The organism is Enterobacter cloacae complex sp.6700776 (assembly GCF_048284255.1).
Classification (GTDB): Bacteria; Pseudomonadota; Gammaproteobacteria; order Enterobacterales; family Enterobacteriaceae; genus Enterobacter; species Enterobacter intestinihominis.
Genome location: NZ_JBLVYK010000015.1, coordinates 60,984 through 77,370 on the forward strand (window position 1 = coordinate 60,984; position 16,387 = coordinate 77,370).

Below are 16,387 nucleotides of genomic sequence, written 5' to 3' on the forward strand. Positions count from 1 at the left end.
AGTAGTTTTGTCTATTTGGGTTTGTTAACATTCTGCTAAATTATCGTGGGTAAGGTTACCCAGATAAGGGAGATATGATGAAGCAGGCATTACGTGTAGCAGTTAGTTTTTTAATGCTGTGGGCAGCTGTACTGCACGCAGAAGTACGTATCGAAATCACCCAAGGGGTGGACTCGGCGCGTCCGATTGGTGTCGTTCCGTTCCAGTGGGCAGGCCCGGGCGCTGCGCCTGAAGATATTGGCGGCATCGTTGCCGCTGACCTGCGTAACAGCGGTAAATTTAACCCCTTAGATCGTTCTCGTCTGCCTCAGCAGCCGGGTACTGCGCAGGACGTTCAGCCTGCTGCATGGTCTGCGCTGGGTATTGATGCGGTAGTTGTCGGGCAGGTTACCCCTGCGCCAGACGGCGGCTATAACGTCGCTTATCAGCTGGTGGATACCGGCGGTGCGCCGGGTACCGTTCTGGCTCAAAACACCTATAAAGTGAACAAGCAGTGGCTGCGTTACGCAGGCCACACGGCGAGTGACGAAGTGTTTGAGAAGCTGACCGGTATTAAAGGTGCGTTCCGTACCCGTATCGCGTACGTGGTACAGACCAACGGCGGCCAGTTCCCTTATGAGCTGCGCGTCTCTGACTACGATGGTTACAACCAGTTCACCGTACACCGTTCACCGCAGCCGCTGATGTCTCCGGCATGGTCTCCGGACGGCTCAAAGCTGGCGTATGTGACCTTCGAAAGCGGCCGCTCCGCGCTGGTCATCCAGACGCTCTCTAACGGTGCCGTGCGTCAGGTTGCGTCATTCCCACGTCACAACGGTGCACCTGCGTTCTCTCCGGACGGTACCAAACTGGCGTTTGCCCTGTCTAAAACCGGTAGCCTGAATCTGTACGTAATGGATATTGGTTCTGGTCAGATCCGTCAGGTCACGGATGGTCGTAGCAATAACACTGAACCAACCTGGTTCCCGGACAGCCAGAATCTGGCCTTTACGTCCGACCAGGCGGGTCGTCCACAAGTTTATAAAGTGAATATCAACGGCGGAGCAGCGCAGCGTATTACCTGGGAAGGTTCTCAGAACCAGGATGCTGACGTCAGTGCCGATGGTAAAACAATGGTAATGGTCAGCACTGCGGGTGGTCAGCAGCACATTGCCAAACAAGATCTGGTAACGGGAGGCGTACAAATACTGTCGTCAACGTTCCTGGATGAAACGCCAAGTCTGGCACCTAACGGCACCATGGTAATCTACAGCTCTTCTCAGGGGATGGGATCCGTGCTGAATCTGGTTTCTACAGATGGGCGTTTCAAAGCGCGTCTTCCGGCAACTGATGGACAGGTAAAATCACCTGCCTGGTCGCCGTATCTGTAATAATAATTAATTGATTACTAAAGGAATCTTAGAAATGCAACTGAACAAAGTGCTGAAGGGGCTGATGATCGCTCTGCCTGTTATGGCAATCGCAGCGTGTTCTTCTAACAAGAACGCAAGCAATGACCAGAGCGGCGAAGGCATGATGGGTGCCGGCACCGGTATGGACGCTAACGGCAATGGCAATATGTCTTCTGAAGAGCAAGCGCGTCTTCAGATGCAGCAGTTACAGCAGAACAACATCGTTTACTTCGATCTGGATAAATACGACATCCGTTCTGACTTCGCTGCAATGCTGGATGCGCACGCAAACTTCCTGCGTAGCAACCCGTCTTACAAAGTCACCGTAGAAGGTCATGCGGACGAACGTGGTACTCCGGAGTACAACATCTCCCTGGGTGAACGTCGTGCAAACGCTGTTAAAATGTACCTCCAGGGTAAAGGCGTTTCTGCTGACCAGATCTCCATCGTTTCTTACGGTAAAGAAAAACCAGCAGTACTGGGTCACGACGAAGCGGCTTACTCCAAAAACCGTCGTGCCGTACTCGTTTACTAAGAGAATTGCATGAGCAGTAACTTCAGACATCATCTGATGAGTCTGTCGTTACTGGTTGGAATAGCGGCCCCCTGGGCCGCTTTTGCTCAGGCACCAATCAGTAGTGTCGGCTCAGGCTCGGTAGAAGACCGGGTCACTCAACTCGAGCGTATTTCTAACGCTCACAGCCAGCTTTTAACTCAACTCCAGCAGCAGCTTTCCGATAACCAGAATGATATTGATTCCCTTCGTGGTCAGATCCAGGAGAGTCAGTATCAGCTTAATCAGGTTGTGGAGCGCCAGAAGCAAATTTTGTTGCAGATGGATAGCCTGAACAGCGGCGGAGCAGCAGCACAGCCAGCAGCAGGCGATCAAAGCGGTGCGGCAACGCCTGCACCTGCGGCAGATGCCTCCGCGTCGTCTGGTGCGCCTGTACAGAGCGGTGACGCGAATACGGACTATAACGCGGCCATTGCCCTGGTGCAGGATAAATCGCGCCAGGACGATGCTATCGTTGCGTTTCAGAACTTCGTTAAGAAGTACCCTGATTCCACTTACCAGCCAAATGCGAACTACTGGCTGGGTCAGTTGAATTACAACAAGGGTAAAAAGGATGATGCGGCGTTTTATTTTGCCTCTGTGGTGAAAAATTACCCGAAATCACCGAAAGCGCCTGATGCGATGTATAAAGTCGGCGTGATCATGCAGGACAAAGGCGACACTGCAAAAGCCAAAGCGGTTTATCAGCAGGTGGTTGCAAAATTCCCGGGTACAGACGGCGCCAAACAAGCGCAAAAACGTTTGAGTTCGATGGGTTGATTATCGCATGACCAGAAATCGCGTTATTTCTGGTCGTGCAGCATGATTCCTAAGCAGTTAAGTGATCTTCATCGAAATTTTTGTTGCGCAGAATTCTTAAATCAGTAATATATGCCGCCGTTGCCACGGGATATCAAACAACGTGAAAGCAGCGCAAAAGTGGGTCGTTAGCTCAGTTGGTAGAGCAGTTGACTTTTAATCAATTGGTCGCAGGTTCGAATCCTGCACGACCCACCACTTAAAGCAGTTCCGGCAGTACAGAGTGGGTGATTAGCTCAGTTGGTAGAGCATCTCCTTTACACGGAGGGGGTCGGCGGTTCGAGCCCGTCATCACCCACCACTCGGGTCGTTAGCTCAGTTGGTAGAGCAGTTGACTTTTAATCAATTGGTCGCAGGTTCGAATCCTGCACGACCCACCAATTTTATTGGTTCCGAGTGATAATTCAGGCAACACCCGAATGGGTCGTTAGCTCAGTTGGTAGAGCAGTTGACTTTTAATCAATTGGTCGCAGGTTCGAATCCTGCACGACCCACCAGCCTGAATAGATTTGAAGTACATCCCGCAAGGGGTCGTTAGCTCAGTTGGTAGAGCAGTTGACTTTTAATCAATTGGTCGCAGGTTCGAATCCTGCACGACCCACCAATGTAGAAAGGCGCCCTAAAGGCGCCTTTTTGCTATCTGTCGTTCGCCAGTGCCTTGTAAGTCGGGTAAGGCGAAGCCGCCACCCGACAGATGCTACCGGCATCAATTCCCGATGACATTCCCCCTCAAATTCGCTATCTTGTTTAGTATACAAAACACCATTGCCTCATTTTTGTTATCTCATGCAAAACAAAGGCAATATTGTTAAGCCAGTAAAACGAGAAGCCATAATGAGTGTGATGTTTGATCCCGAAACCGCAATCTATCCCTTCCCGCCGAAGCCAGCTCCGCTAAGCCGGGATGAGAAGCAGTTCTATCGTGAAAAAATCAAGCGCCTCCTTAAAGAGCGTGATGCGGTGATGGTGGCGCATTACTACACCGACCCGGAAATTCAGCAGCTGGCGGAAGAGACGGGCGGCTGTATCTCAGACTCCCTGGAGATGGCGCGTTTCGGTGCTAAGCATTCAGCCTCCACGCTGCTGGTCGCGGGGGTTCGTTTTATGGGTGAAACGGCAAAAATCCTCAGCCCGGAAAAAACGATTCTGATGCCTACGCTGAATGCCGAATGTTCTCTTGACCTCGGTTGCCCGATTGATGAGTTCACCGCCTTCTGTGATGCCCACCCTGACCGTACCGTGGTGGTCTATGCCAATACGTCTGCGGCGGTGAAAGCCCGGGCAGACTGGGTAGTAACGTCCAGTATTGCCGTTGAGCTGATTGAACATCTGGACAGCCTGGGGGAGAAAATCATCTGGGCGCCCGATCGTCACCTGGGAAACTACGTACAAAAACAGACCGGTGCGGATGTACTGTGCTGGCAGGGCGCCTGTATCGTTCACGACGAGTTTAAAACCCAGGCACTGACCAGGATGAAACGCTTATACCCGCAGGCCGCAATTCTGGTGCATCCGGAGTCGCCGCAGTCGATTGTTGAGATGGCGGACGCCGTCGGCTCAACCAGCCAGTTGATAAACGCGGCAAAAACCCTGCCGCATAAGCAGCTCATCGTGGCGACCGATCGCGGTATCTTCTATAAAATGCAGCAGGCCGTACCAGAAAAAGAGCTGCTCGAAGCGCCAACCGCCGGAGAAGGGGCGACCTGTCGAAGCTGCGCGCACTGCCCGTGGATGGCGATGAATGGGCTTAAGCCGATTGCGGAGGGGCTGGAAAACGGGGGCGCAGCGCATGAGATCCACGTGGACGCCGCCCTGCGCGAAGGCGCGTTAATTCCGCTTAACCGTATGCTGGATTTTGCGGCTACACTACGTACTTAACTTATTACGCCCCGGAGAAAAAATGGATTTTTTTAGCACACAGAACATCCTGGTTCATATCCCGATTGGTGCGGGCGGCTATGACCTGTCGTGGATTGAAGCGGTAGGTACGCTGGCCGGTTTACTCTGTATCTGGCTGGCCAGCCTTGAGAAGATCAGTAACTATGCGTTCGGGCTGATAAACGTCACGCTGTTTGCGATCATCTTCTTCCAGATCCAGCTCTACGCCAGCCTGCTTCTGCAGCTGTTCTTCTTCGCGGCCAATATCTATGGCTGGTACGCCTGGTCGCGGCAAAACAGTCAGCAGGAGGCGGAGCTGCAAATCCGCTGGCTGCCGTTGCCAAAAGCCATTGCCTGGCTCGCGGCCTGCGTGGTGGCAATCGGCTTTATGACCATCTTTATTGACCCGGTATTTGCCTTCCTGACGCGCGTGGCGGTCTCGGTCATGTCGGGTCTGGGATTAAACGTGACGATGCCTGAGCTTCAGCCTGATGCCTTCCCGTTCTGGGATTCCTGCATGATGGTGCTGTCGATTGCCGCAATGATCCTGATGACCCGTAAATACGTTGAAAACTGGCTGCTGTGGGTGGTCATCAACGTGATTAGCGTGGTGATTTTTGCCCGTCAGGGCGTTTATGCCATGTCGCTGGAGTATATGCTGCTGACCGTCATTGCCCTGAACGGTAGCCGCATGTGGATCAACAGCGCGCGTGAGCGTGGCTCTCGCGCGCTTTCCCGCTAATGGTGATGCTCGTGTGAGTGGCCGGACTGCGCCTCGTTCAGGTGACAGTCTGGCCCGTTACAGGGCTGATACTCCATCTGGATGGTGGAGTGCGCAATTTCGTAGTGATGCTCAAGGAAGTGCCGAATACGTTCAAGCAACGCATCGTGATCGTGGGGCGGAATAACCTGAACGTGCAGCGTCATAAGCGGTTTCTCACCCACCAGCCAGACGTGAACGTGGTGAACGTTACGGACTTCAGGAATGGAACGACACAGATTGCGTTTTAGCTCGCCAATATCCAGCGACGTGGGAGCGCCTTCCAGCAGTTCATTCACGCTCTCTTTCAACAGCCGCCAGGCACTGCGTAATACAAGGCACGATACCAGCACGGAAAGAATCGGGTCGATGGGGGTCCAGCCCGTACCCATAATGATCAGCGCGGCGACGATGGCACCTACGGAACCCAGCAGATCGCCCAGCACGTGAAGCGCCGCGGCCCGTACGTTCAGATTTTTTTCGCTGCTGCCGCGGTGCAATATCCAGAATGCCAGAATATTGGCGACCAACCCGGCAATAGCAATCACCATCATCGTCGTTCCGGCTACCGGTTGTGGATGACGAAAGCGCTGAAACGCCTCCCAGACGATAAGAATGGTAATAACCACCAGTGCAATCGCATTCACAAACGCAGCAAGTGTGGTCAGTCTGAGCCAGCCAAAGGTGTGGCGGGCATTGGGAGGGCGACGGGCAAACTGCACGGCCAGCAGAGCAAACAGGAGCGCGGCAGCGTCGGTCAGCATATGCCCGGCATCGGCCAGCAGCGCCAGCGATCCGGAGATCAGTCCGCCTGTCACCTCAATAATCATAAAGGTGGCAGTGACGCCAAAAGCCAGCAGAAGCCGTTTGGCATTTTCATCGCCAGTGGAGTGGGAATGGGAGTGGGAGTGCGGCATGGTATCGTTCCTGATTTATTATTATTTTTAGTGTAGCGTTTTTAAGAGCTTAAATAAAAAAGGAGAGCATTCGCTCTCCCTCTTTTACCTTACGGAAGGTTACTGGGTAGTACCGTCCGTTTTGGTATTGGCATCGCTGCCCACTTTGTCATTCGGGTCCGGGCATTTCCCGTCTTTACACATTGAGTTTTTGTGAACTTCGTCAGTGCTCATACCGTCATGGTTCATCGTGCCGGTATTCGTACCGCCGGTGTTGGTATTGCCCGTGTTGATATTACTGTTATCAACATTATTTGGCGCGATATTCTGTTTTGCATCCGGCGCAACCTGGCCCGCTTCGGCAGCGGCATTCGCGTCGCCGTTGCTGCCGGAGGAGCCTGTATCGGCTGCCAGTACGCTACCGCTTGCCAGGGTAAGGGTTGCCGTCAGGAAAAGCGTAGTCAGTTTCGTCATTTTCATCATGGTGCTCCTGTTCTTATCGTTACGCTGGATAACATTCTCCAACAGTGCATCTTGTTCAGTGGCGAAAGATCCCAGATTCCTGAATTATGTCAGGATGGAATCGCGTATAAATATTTAAAAACAGTCGTTACAAGTAAAAAGCTTAGGCGAGATCTCATTTTTCGCTATTTTGTTGCGTATTTTAGGCGAATTCCAGGAATTATCTGCGCGAAGTGTAAAATCCCGTTTACACTTCGTGATCGACAAGTTAGATTGAAAGCATTGCTTTCATTACTAAAGATATGGCAGAGCCGGAAAGAAGATGAATTATCAGAACGACGATTTACGCATTAAAGAGATCAATGAGTTATTACCTCCCGTAGCGCTCCTTGAAAAATTCCCCGCCACCGAAAATGCCGCCAACACGGTGTCTCATGCCCGCAAGGCGATCCACAAGATCCTGAAAGGTAGCGACGATCGTCTTCTGGTGGTCATCGGACCGTGCTCCATTCACGATCCTGCTGCGGCCAAAGAGTACGCGTCACGTCTGCTCACCCTGCGCGAAGAGCTGAAGGGCGAACTGGAAATTGTGATGCGCGTTTATTTCGAAAAACCGCGTACCACCGTGGGCTGGAAAGGGTTGATCAACGATCCGCACATGGACAACAGTTTCCAGATCAACGACGGCCTGCGTATTGCGCGTAAGCTGCTGCTGGAGATTAACGACAGCGGGCTGCCTGCTGCCGGAGAATTCCTCGATATGATCACCCCGCAGTATCTGGCTGACCTGATGAGCTGGGGCGCTATTGGTGCGCGTACGACTGAATCGCAGGTTCACCGTGAGCTGGCGTCTGGCCTGTCATGCCCGGTGGGTTTCAAAAACGGCACTGATGGCACCATCAAAGTCGCTATTGATGCCATCAATGCGGCTGGCGCGCCGCACTGCTTCCTGTCGGTGACTAAGTGGGGCCACTCGGCTATCGTGAATACCAGCGGTAATGGCGATTGCCATATCATTCTGCGCGGCGGTAAAGAGCCTAACTACAGCGCAAAACACGTGGCGGAAGTGAAGGCGGGTCTGGAGAAAGCGGGACTGGCGCCGCAGATCATGATCGATTTCAGCCATGCGAACTCAAGCAAACAGTTCAAAAAGCAGATGGAAGTTGGTGCAGACGTTTGTCAGCAAATCGCCAACGGTGAACGCGCAGTGATTGGGGTGATGATTGAGAGCCATCTGGTGGAAGGCAATCAGAACCTGGAGGGCAGCGAGCCGCTGGTCTACGGTAAGAGCGTGACGGATGCCTGCATTGGCTGGGATGATACCGATGCGATCCTGCGTCAGCTGGCGGATGCGGTAAAAGCGCGTCGCGGTTAAGTTTATCGCGGGCAATAAAAAAGCGTGGATTGCTCCACGCTTTTTTTATGTCCGGCGAAAATTACTTCGCTTTACCCTGGTTCGCCACGGCCGCCGCTTTTGCAGCGATTTCGTCGGCGTTACCCAGGTAGTAATGTTTAACTGGCTTGAAGTTTTCGTCGAACTCGTACACCAGCGGCACGCCGGTAGGGATGTTCAGCTCGAGGATTTCATCTTCACCCATGTTGTCCAGGTATTTCACCAGCGCACGCAGGGAGTTACCGTGAGCAGCGATAATGACGCGCTCGCCGCTTTTCAGGCGTGGCAGAATGGTTTCGTTCCAGTAAGGCACAACGCGGTCGATGGTCAGCGCCAGGCTTTCGGTCTGCGGCAGTTCAGCTTCAGTCAGCTTCGCGTAACGCGGATCGTGGCCCGGGTAGCGCTCGTCATCTTTGCTCAGCTCTGGAGGCGTGACCGCAAAACCACGACGCCACTGCTTAACCTGCTCGTCACCGTATTTTTCTGCGGTTTCTGCTTTGTTCAGACCTTGCAGCGCACCGTAGTGACGCTCGTTCAGTTTCCAGGATTTCTCAACCGGCAGCCAGGCCTGATCCAGCTCGTCCAGAATGTTCCACAGGGTATGGATGGCACGTTTCAGCACAGAGGTGTAAGCAAAGTCAAAGGTGAAGCCTTCTTCTTTCAGCAGTTTACCTGCCGCTTTTGCTTCGCTCACGCCTTTCTCGGACAGATCAACGTCATACCAACCGGTGAAGCGGTTTTCGTTGTTCCACTGGCTTTCGCCGTGGCGCACCAGGACAAGCTTAGTATTAGCCATTTCTTACTCCTCAAGCATTTTGAATGATAACAATTCTCATTATATTGCCGTGACTGTGCCAGCAGCAACGCTTAACCCTAACCATAGCGAAAATAGTTCGAGAGTGTAAGATGCATGTGAATCCAGGGTTATGATTTTGTCTGCGATCGCCGCTATTTTCAGCAAGCTGAGCGGAAAAAAGCCCTCGCGGTGAGGGCCAGGCTTTTTGCCGGATGGCGCTTCGCTTATCCGGCCTACATTCGTAGGCCCGTGCACGCGTAGCGCCGCCGGACATTATGCGCGCGGAATGAAATGATACTCTGTGACGCTTACGTACTCTTCACCCGGACGCAGCACACAGTCAGGCTGCGGCCATTCAGGATGGTTAGGACTGTCCGGCAGGAACTCGCTCTCCAGCGCCAGACCTTGCCAGGCGGCGTAGTCGTTATGTTCACGTGCCGTGGTCCCCTCCAGGTAGTTACCGGAGTAGAACTGCAGGGCAGGGGCGGTGGTGTAGACCGTCATCTGTAACTTCTCATCCGCAGACCAGACCTGTGCGGCAGGTTGAGAAAGATCGCCTTTCGCCTGCAACAGGAAAGCGTGGTCGTAGCCTTTCACCTTGCGCTGATCGTCATCACTCAGGAAATCCTGGGCGATGGTTTTCGGCTGACGGAAATCAAAGCTATTACCGCTTACCGGTTTCAGCCCCTGATAAGGGATCCCCATCTCATCGACCGGCAGATACGCGTCCGCCAGGATCTGGAGTTTGTGGCTGCGGACATCGGTCTGATTGCCGTCAAGGTTGAAATAGGCGTGGTTAGTCAGGTTGACCGGGCACGGCTTGTCGACGGTCGCGCGGTACTCAATGGCGATACGATTATCTTCGGTCAGGGTAAAGCGCGCGGTTGCGGTGAGATTGCCCGGGAAGCCCTGGTCTCCGTCGAGGGAGTCCAGAGAGAACCAGACCTCACCGTCATTTTGCTGCACAATCTTCCAGCGACGTTTATCAAACCCTTCCGGGCCGCCGTGCAGCTGATTTTCACCCTGGCTGGCAAGCAGGGAATAGGTTACGCCGTCCAGCGTAAACCGGCTTCTGGCGATGCGGTTGGCGTAGCGGCCTATGGATGCGCCCAGAAAAGCGGTCTGCTCGATATATTGCTCGGGCGATGCGCAGCCGAGCAGGGTTTCGCGCACGCTGCCGTCAGGCATTGGTACGCGGGCAGAAAGTAACGTTGCGCCCCAGTCCATCAGCGTAACCACCATCCCGGCGCTGTTGCGCAGGGTTAACAGGCGATACGGCAGACCATCCGGTGCGAGAGTAGGTGTTTCGTTTAGCACTGTCCGGCTCCTTGTGATGCTTTGCAGACATAGAAAGTTTCTTTGATGCCCGTTTTGGCTTCGTACTGTTTAGCCACCGCGTCCTGAATGGCAGGGACCAGCTCTTCCGGCACCAGGGCGACGACACAGCCGCCAAATCCCCCCCCGGTCATACGCACGCCGCCTTTGTCGCCAATCGTGGCTTTCACAATTTCAACCAGGGTGTCGATTTGTGGCACGGTGATTTCGAAATCGTCGCGCATGGAGGCATGCGATTCGGCCATCAGCTCGCCCATCCGTTTCAGGTCACCTTTCGCCAGCGCGGAGGCGGCTTCTACGGTACGGGCATTTTCCGTCAGCACGTGACGCACGCGCTTCGTGACAACCGGATCCAGTTCGTGGGCAACCTTGTTAAATTCGTCAAGTGAGACATCACGCAGGGCTGGCTGCTGGAAGAAGCGCGCGCCGGTTTCACACTGCTCGCGGCGGGTGTTGTACTCGCTCCCCACCAGGGTGCGTTTGAAGTTGCTGTTGATGATCACCACAGCCGCACCTTTTGGCAGCGGAACCGCTTTGGTTCCGAGAGAACGGCAGTCAATCAGCAAAGCATGTTCTTTCTTGCCCAGCGCGGAAATCAGCTGATCCATAATGCCGCAGTTGCAGCCCACGAACTGGTTTTCCGCTTCCTGACCGTTGAGGGCGATCTGCGCCCCGTCCAGCGGCAGATGATAAAGCTGCTGGAACACGGTGCCGACCGCCACTTCCAGCGATGCGGAAGAGCTTAATCCCGCCCCCTGCGGCACGTTGCCGCTGATCACCAGATCGGCCCCGCCGAAATTCTTGTTACGCTTCAGAAGATGCTTCACCACGCCGCGAACATAGTTCGACCACTGCTGGCTGTCGTGGGTCACGATCGGCGCATCGAGGGAAAATTCGTCAATTTCGTTGCCGTAATCCGCGGCGATCACTCGCACGTTACGATCTGAACGTTTCGCGCAGGCGATCACCGTCTGGTAGTCGATGGCACACGGCAGGACAAAACCGTCGTTATAGTCGGTGTGCTCGCCTATCAGATTAACGCGGCCTGGCGCCTGGATAATATGGGTGGCAGGGTAGCCAAATTTTTCAGCAAACAGGGATTGTGTTTTATCTTTCAGACTCATTTTTAAACTCCTGATTCGCGGTAATGGACGTCGCTAACGGCACGCAGGCGTTCTGCCGCCTGTTCCGCCGTCAGGTCGCGCTGGGTTTCCGCCAGCATTTCATAGCCCACCATGAATTTACGTACCGTCGCAGAACGCAGCAGCGGCGGATAGAAGTGTGCATGTAACTGCCAGTGTTGATTCTCTTCGCCGTTAAACGGCGCACCGTGCCAGCCCATGGAGTAGGGGAAGGAACACTGGAACAGGTTGTCGTAGCGGCTGGTCAATTTTTTCAGCGCCAGGGCAAGGTCGTCTCGCTGGGCGTCGCTGAGGTCCGTAATACGCTGAACATGGGCCTTTGGCAGCAGCAGCGTTTCAAACGGCCACGCCGCCCAGTAAGGGACTACCGCAAGCCAGTGCTCGGTTTCCACCACAGTGCGGCTGCCGTCCGCCAGTTCACGCTGGGTGTAATCCACCAGCATCGGCGAACCGTTCTGGGCGAAATAGGCTTTTTGCAGCCGGTCTTCACGTTCGGCTTCGTTCGGCAGGAAGCTGTTCGCCCAGATCTGGCCGTGCGGATGCGGGTTAGAGCAGCCCATCGCCGCGCCTTTATTTTCAAATACCTGCACCCACGGATAGGTCTGGCCCAGCTCCGCCGTTTGCGCCTGCCAGGTGCTGACCACCTCTTTCAGCGCCTCAACGCTCAGCTCCGGCAGCGTTTTGCTGTGATCGGGAGAGAAGCAGATCACGCGGCTGGTGCCGCGGGCGCTTTCGCAGCGCATCAGCGGGTCATGGCTTTCCGGCGCGTCCGGCGTGTCGGTCATCAGCGCCGCAAAATCGTTAGTGAAAACGAAGGTGCCTTTGTAGTTCGGGTTTGTATCGCCCGTCACGCGCGTGTTGCCCGGACAGAGGAAGCAGTCCGGATCGTGCTGCGGCAGCGACTGTTTGGCAGGCGTCTCTTGCGCCCCCTGCCAGGGGCGCTTGGCGCGATGCGGTGAAACTAAAATCCATTGCCCGCTGAGCGGGTTAAAACGACGATGCGGGTGATCAACGGGATTGAATTGTGTCATGACAAATCCTTAATCCGGATAACCCTGCGGATGGCGTGACTGCCAGTGCCAGGTATCCTGTGCCATTTCATCAAGCGTGCGGGTAACACGCCAGTTAAGCTCTTTATCCGCTTTGGTGGCATCGGCCCAGTAAGCCGGGAGGTCGCCATCACGACGCGGCGCGAAGTGATACTTCACTGGCTTGCCGCAGGCTTTACTGAAGGCATTCACCACATCCAGCACGCTGCTGCCGACGCCGGCGCCGAGGTTGTAAATATGCACGCCCGGTTTATCCGCCAGCTGCTGCATCGCCGCCACGTGGCCGTCGGCCAGATCCATCACGTGAATGTAATCGCGCACGCCGGTGCCGTCTTCGGTGGGATAATCGTTACCAAAAATCGCCAGGGAGTCGCGACGCCCTACGGCAACCTGCGCGATATACGGCATCAGGTTATTTGGAATGCCCTGCGGATCTTCACCCATGTCGCCTGACGGATGCGCGCCAACCGGGTTGAAGTAGCGCAGCAGCGCGATGCTCCACTCAGGCTGGGCTTTTTGCAGGTCGGTCAGGATCTGCTCGACCATCAGCTTGCTTTTGCCATACGGGCTTTGCGGCGTACCGGTCGGGAAGCTTTCAACGTAAGGAATTTTTGGCTGATCGCCGTAGACGGTCGCGGAAGAGCTGAAGATAAAGTTTTTAACGTTCGCCGCACGCATGGCGGAGATCAGACGCAGGGTACCGTTGACGTTGTTGTCGTAGTACTCAAGCGGTTTTGCTACCGATTCGCCCACCGCTTTCAGGCCCGCGAAGTGGATAACGGTTTCAATCGCGTGATCGTGAAGGATTTCAGTCATCAATGCTTCATTGCGGATATCTCCTTCCACGAAAGTCGGCTGTTTACCCGAAAGGCGTTCAATGACCGGCAGCACGCTGCGCTTACTGTTGCACAGGTTATCAAGAATGACGACATCGTGGCCGCTTTGCAGAAGTTGTACGCAGGTATGACTTCCTATGTAACCGCTACCACCTGTTACCAGAACTCGCATATTTCGCTCCATTAGGCTTATGGTATGAATTAACCATAGCATATCAGAGACGCGAAAAGTGTGACATGGGATAAAATAGTGGTATCGTTTACACTGGTTTTCACAGGCGCTTTTTCACAGACTGAGTGCATTGTAGATCAAAGAGATAGAGATGTATTGTTGCAGGTTGTCTGAAAAGCGGAGGGCAGCGCCCTCCACGCGTTAATCGATTTTGCTCAGCAGGTAGCGGTAATGCTCGCCGTCAGACACAAATTCCAGCCGATGGGTGATGCAAGATGGGGCATCCTCAGCATGGTGGGAGACAAACAGCAACTGGGTTTCACCTTCGCTAATCAGGACATCCACAAAGCGGCGGATCAGCTGACGGTTGAGGGGATCCAGCCCCTGCAACGGTTCATCAAGAATCAGCAGAGTAGGATGCTTAACCAGCGCGCGGACGATCAATGCCAGCCGCTGCTGCCCCCACGACAGGCTGTGGAATGGCGCATCGGCTACCCGGTTGTCCATACCCAGAATATCCAGCCACTGCTGCGCCAGCTTGTGCTGCTTGTCGGATACCGCCTGATAAATACCAATGGAGTCGAAGAAGCCAGAGAGGATCACGTTTCGCACCGTAGTGCTCACCCGGTAGTCCAGATGCAGGCTGCTGCTGACATAACCGATATGCTTTTTGATATCCCAGATGGTTTCCCCGCTGCCGCGGCGGCGGCCGAAGAGGGTCAAATCGTTGCTGTAACCCTGCGGGTGATCGCCAGTGATCAGGCTTAGCAGCGTGGATTTACCCGCCCCGTTGGGGCCGACGATCTGCCAGTGCTCACCAGGATTAACCGTCCAGCTGAGATGATTAAGAATAGGGCGATCGTCGTAAGCAACCACCCCATCGCGCAGCACAATGCGCGGCTGGTCAGGATCCAGCCCGTGGCGTGCCGAAGGGGCATCCGGCTCCGGCAGCGCAATACCGTCCAGTTTCTCGCTGTGGGCCAGCTGTGCAATTAGCGCCTGCCGGAGCAGTACGGCTTTCTCGCCGGTTTCGGTCAGGCTACAGTCCGCCAGCACGCCCGCGTAATGTACGAAATCCGGGATCTCATCAAAGCGGTTAAGGACCAGCACAAGGGTGTATCCCTGCTGGTTAAGCGACGCCAGCAACGCTGCCAGCTGCGCGCGGGACTGCACATCCAGTCCGTCAAACGGTTCATCCAGAATCAGGAGTTCCGGCTCGCTCATCAGCGCCTGGCACAGCAGCGTTTTGCGCGTCTCGCCGGTAGAGAGATATTTAAAGCGGCGGTTAAGCAGGGCGGTAATGCCAAATTGCTCCGCCAGCTGCTGACAGCGGGCAGGATCTTTTATCTCATCCTGGATAATGTCCGCCGTCGTGCGGCCGGTATCTTCTTCGCCGGGGCTGAGCAAATCGGTATTGTTACGCTGCCACTCATCGCTGACCAGCTTTTGCAGCTGTTCAAAGGAAAGGCGCGTCAGCCGGGTAAAGGTGCACTGACGCTCACCCTTCAGCTGGGTTAATTCGCCTGCCAGAGCGCGGGCCAGCGCGGATTTTCCGCTGCCATTCGTGCCCACAAACGCCCAGCTTTCTCCGGCGCGTAAGGTTAATTCTGGCAACAATAAGGTACGGGTATCGCTAAGACGAAACGTGCCTTGCGAAATATGCAATGATGACATGTGTTATCCCATTTTTTGCAGCAACAGATGTCAGGGATACTCAGTGTTGGTGGGGTTGTCAATGCGCTTAGCACAATGTGGCGATAATTACCCGGTCTGCATTGAAATATGCGGTCACCACAGCACCTTCATCTAATTCGGTCGCGTCGTTCACCGGAACGGTGGCGCAGAGCGACTGTCCATCCGGCAGGGTCATCAGCACTTCACACTGTTCTGCGCCGCGCTCGATGTGGCTGATACGCCCGCGTAGCTGGTTGTCGGCCTCGGCGGCCTGCTCAGGGTTAAGCGTGATGCTGATCCAGGGCGCTTTGAGTAATACCAGCACTTCCTGACCTTCGTTCAGCCCGAGGCGTTGACCGCTTTGCGCGGTGATGGCGGCTTTCAGGCGCGTTGTGCCGTCCGCGAGCAGGATCTCAATATGCTCCTGCACCTGCGAATGATCGCGCCCCGTCACCGTACCAAACCATTGGTTGCGGGCGCTGGTCTGCAAAGAGAAGCGGGAGATGGCGCCCAGCAGGCTGTCCAGCGGCAGGTTGTCGTCATCGCTCAGCACATCAAATGCTTTTTGCTGGATCTGCGCCAGTAAGTCATAGAGCTGGATCAGGCGTTGCCCGTAACGCGTCAACACGGCGCCGCCGCCGCCTTTTCCGCCGGTGGCGCGCTCTACCAGCGTTTGTTCGCTCAGGGTGTTCATGTCGTTAATCGCATCCCAGGCGCTTTTATAGCTGATGCCGGCGTTTTTGGCTCCCTGGCTAATCGAGCCAGTTTGTTCTATTTGTTTTAACAGGGCGATGCGTCGCGGATCGGCGAAAAGCTTCTGCTGAAGTCGTAGGGTGAGGAGAATTTCGGCCTGCATAACAATGTCCCGGCAAAAAGGTTATTGTGACCCAAATGTCCGGGTGCGGAAAGCGCACCGCACAAAAGGGGATGTTTTTCTTACTTTTCAGGGTAGAATAAGCCGTTCACAAGATCTGGAGAAAACCATGTTAGAGTTGTTGAAAAGTCTGGTATTCGCGGTAATCATGGTGCCAGTAGTGATGGCTATCATCCTCGGTGCCATCTACGGCCTGGGTGAAGTGTTCAACGTCTTTTCGAACATTGGTCATCGTCGTGACCAGCCTAAAAAGCAGCAATGATTTCCTCCAAAACGCCCGGCCAGCCCGGGCGTTTTGCTCTCAAGTTTATTCCTCTCCCGCCGATATCTTTTACAACGTTCCTTGAGTTTACGCAT

Annotated in this window: 16 protein-coding genes and 5 tRNA genes; 12 read left to right on the forward strand and 9 right to left on the reverse strand. The window is 54.6% G+C overall.

The window, feature by feature from the left end:
* Window positions 1-77: 77 nt before the first annotated feature.
* From tolB to pnuC, 10 genes are all read left to right on the forward strand, one after another.
* On the forward strand, window positions 78-1,370 hold the full coding sequence (gene tolB / locus ACNQ0T_RS18135; protein WP_022647472.1) for a Tol-Pal system beta propeller repeat protein TolB: 1,293 nt from the start codon (window positions 78-80) through the stop codon (window positions 1,368-1,370).
* 34 nt (window positions 1,371-1,404) lie between these two features.
* Window positions 1,405-1,926 (forward strand): peptidoglycan-associated lipoprotein Pal, encoded by a 522-nt coding sequence (pal, locus tag ACNQ0T_RS18140; RefSeq protein ID WP_003858578.1) that lies wholly within the window; start codon window positions 1,405-1,407, stop codon window positions 1,924-1,926.
* Between the two features lie 9 nt (window positions 1,927-1,935).
* Window positions 1,936-2,724 (forward strand): cell division protein CpoB, encoded by a 789-nt coding sequence (cpoB, locus tag ACNQ0T_RS18145; RefSeq protein ID WP_003858574.1) that lies wholly within the window; start codon window positions 1,936-1,938, stop codon window positions 2,722-2,724.
* A gap of 161 nt (window positions 2,725-2,885) precedes the next feature.
* Window positions 2,886-2,961 (forward strand) — tRNA-Lys (locus ACNQ0T_RS18150).
* Window positions 2,962-2,988: 27 nt separating this feature from the next.
* A tRNA-Val gene (locus tag ACNQ0T_RS18155) sits at window positions 2,989-3,064 on the forward strand.
* Window positions 3,065-3,067: 3 nt separating this feature from the next.
* Window positions 3,068-3,143: transfer RNA gene (locus ACNQ0T_RS18160), tRNA-Lys, on the forward strand.
* Window positions 3,144-3,184: 41 nt separating this feature from the next.
* Window positions 3,185-3,260: transfer RNA gene (locus ACNQ0T_RS18165), tRNA-Lys, on the forward strand.
* Between the two features lie 31 nt (window positions 3,261-3,291).
* Window positions 3,292-3,367, forward strand: a tRNA-Lys gene (locus tag ACNQ0T_RS18170).
* Between the two features lie 230 nt (window positions 3,368-3,597).
* Window positions 3,598-4,641 (forward strand): quinolinate synthase NadA, encoded by a 1,044-nt coding sequence (gene nadA, locus ACNQ0T_RS18175; protein ID WP_417930289.1) that lies wholly within the window; start codon window positions 3,598-3,600, stop codon window positions 4,639-4,641.
* Window positions 4,642-4,663: 22 nt separating this feature from the next.
* Window positions 4,664-5,383, forward strand: a complete 720-nt coding sequence (gene pnuC, locus ACNQ0T_RS18180) for a nicotinamide riboside transporter PnuC (RefSeq protein ID WP_199125581.1) — start codon at window positions 4,664-4,666, stop codon at window positions 5,381-5,383.
* On the opposite strand, the gene zitB is transcribed toward pnuC, so the two are convergent.
* The gene (zitB, locus tag ACNQ0T_RS18185) at window positions 5,380-6,318 is read right to left on the reverse strand and encodes a CDF family zinc transporter ZitB (protein ID WP_058677413.1); all 939 of its coding nucleotides are present in this window, start codon (window positions 6,316-6,318) and stop codon (window positions 5,380-5,382) included. The genes pnuC and zitB overlap by 4 nt on opposite strands.
* Before the next feature lie 99 nt (window positions 6,319-6,417).
* Window positions 6,418-6,777, reverse strand: coding sequence for a protein YbgS (locus ACNQ0T_RS18190; protein WP_022647477.1), 360 nt, complete (start codon window positions 6,775-6,777; stop codon window positions 6,418-6,420).
* Between the two features lie 304 nt (window positions 6,778-7,081).
* Between ACNQ0T_RS18190 and aroG the strand changes: the two genes are divergently transcribed.
* Window positions 7,082-8,134, forward strand: coding sequence for a 3-deoxy-7-phosphoheptulonate synthase AroG (gene aroG / locus ACNQ0T_RS18195; RefSeq protein WP_022647478.1), 1,053 nt, complete (start codon window positions 7,082-7,084; stop codon window positions 8,132-8,134).
* A 61-nt stretch (window positions 8,135-8,195) separates the two neighbouring features.
* On the opposite strand, the gene gpmA is transcribed toward aroG, so the two are convergent.
* The 7 genes from gpmA to modE all read right to left on the reverse strand — a co-directional run bounded on the left by gpmA (window position 8,196) and on the right by modE (window position 16,012).
* The gene (gene gpmA / locus ACNQ0T_RS18200; RefSeq protein WP_003858562.1) at window positions 8,196-8,948 is read right to left on the reverse strand and encodes a 2,3-diphosphoglycerate-dependent phosphoglycerate mutase; all 753 of its coding nucleotides are present in this window, start codon (window positions 8,946-8,948) and stop codon (window positions 8,196-8,198) included.
* Window positions 8,949-9,221: 273 nt separating this feature from the next.
* Entirely contained in the window at window positions 9,222-10,265 is a 1,044-nt protein-coding gene (galM, locus tag ACNQ0T_RS18205) for a galactose-1-epimerase (protein WP_023299620.1), read from the reverse strand.
* Window positions 10,259-11,407 (reverse strand): galactokinase, encoded by a 1,149-nt coding sequence (galK, locus tag ACNQ0T_RS18210; protein WP_023305717.1) that lies wholly within the window; start codon window positions 11,405-11,407, stop codon window positions 10,259-10,261. The genes galM and galK overlap by 7 nt, the downstream gene beginning before the upstream one ends.
* A 2-nt stretch (window positions 11,408-11,409) precedes the next feature.
* Window positions 11,410-12,456, reverse strand: a complete 1,047-nt coding sequence (gene galT / locus ACNQ0T_RS18215) for a galactose-1-phosphate uridylyltransferase (protein ID WP_063147998.1) — start codon at window positions 12,454-12,456, stop codon at window positions 11,410-11,412.
* A gap of 9 nt (window positions 12,457-12,465) precedes the next feature.
* Window positions 12,466-13,482, reverse strand: a complete 1,017-nt coding sequence (gene galE / locus ACNQ0T_RS18220; RefSeq protein ID WP_023299622.1) for a UDP-glucose 4-epimerase GalE — start codon at window positions 13,480-13,482, stop codon at window positions 12,466-12,468.
* 201 nt (window positions 13,483-13,683) lie between these two features.
* Complete coding sequence (gene modF / locus ACNQ0T_RS18225; protein ID WP_417930290.1) at window positions 13,684-15,156, reverse strand: molybdate ABC transporter ATP-binding protein ModF; 1,473 nt, start codon at window positions 15,154-15,156, stop codon at window positions 13,684-13,686.
* 67 nt (window positions 15,157-15,223) lie between these two features.
* The gene (gene modE / locus ACNQ0T_RS18230; RefSeq protein WP_022647484.1) at window positions 15,224-16,012 is read right to left on the reverse strand and encodes a molybdenum-dependent transcriptional regulator; all 789 of its coding nucleotides are present in this window, start codon (window positions 16,010-16,012) and stop codon (window positions 15,224-15,226) included.
* A 127-nt stretch (window positions 16,013-16,139) separates the two neighbouring features.
* On the opposite strand from modE, the gene ACNQ0T_RS18235 reads away from it, so the two are divergent.
* A complete protein-coding gene (locus tag ACNQ0T_RS18235) occupies window positions 16,140-16,292 on the forward strand; it encodes an AcrZ family multidrug efflux pump-associated protein (protein ID WP_003858549.1) in 153 nt (50 codons plus the stop codon).
* Window positions 16,293-16,387 lie beyond the last annotated feature (95 nt).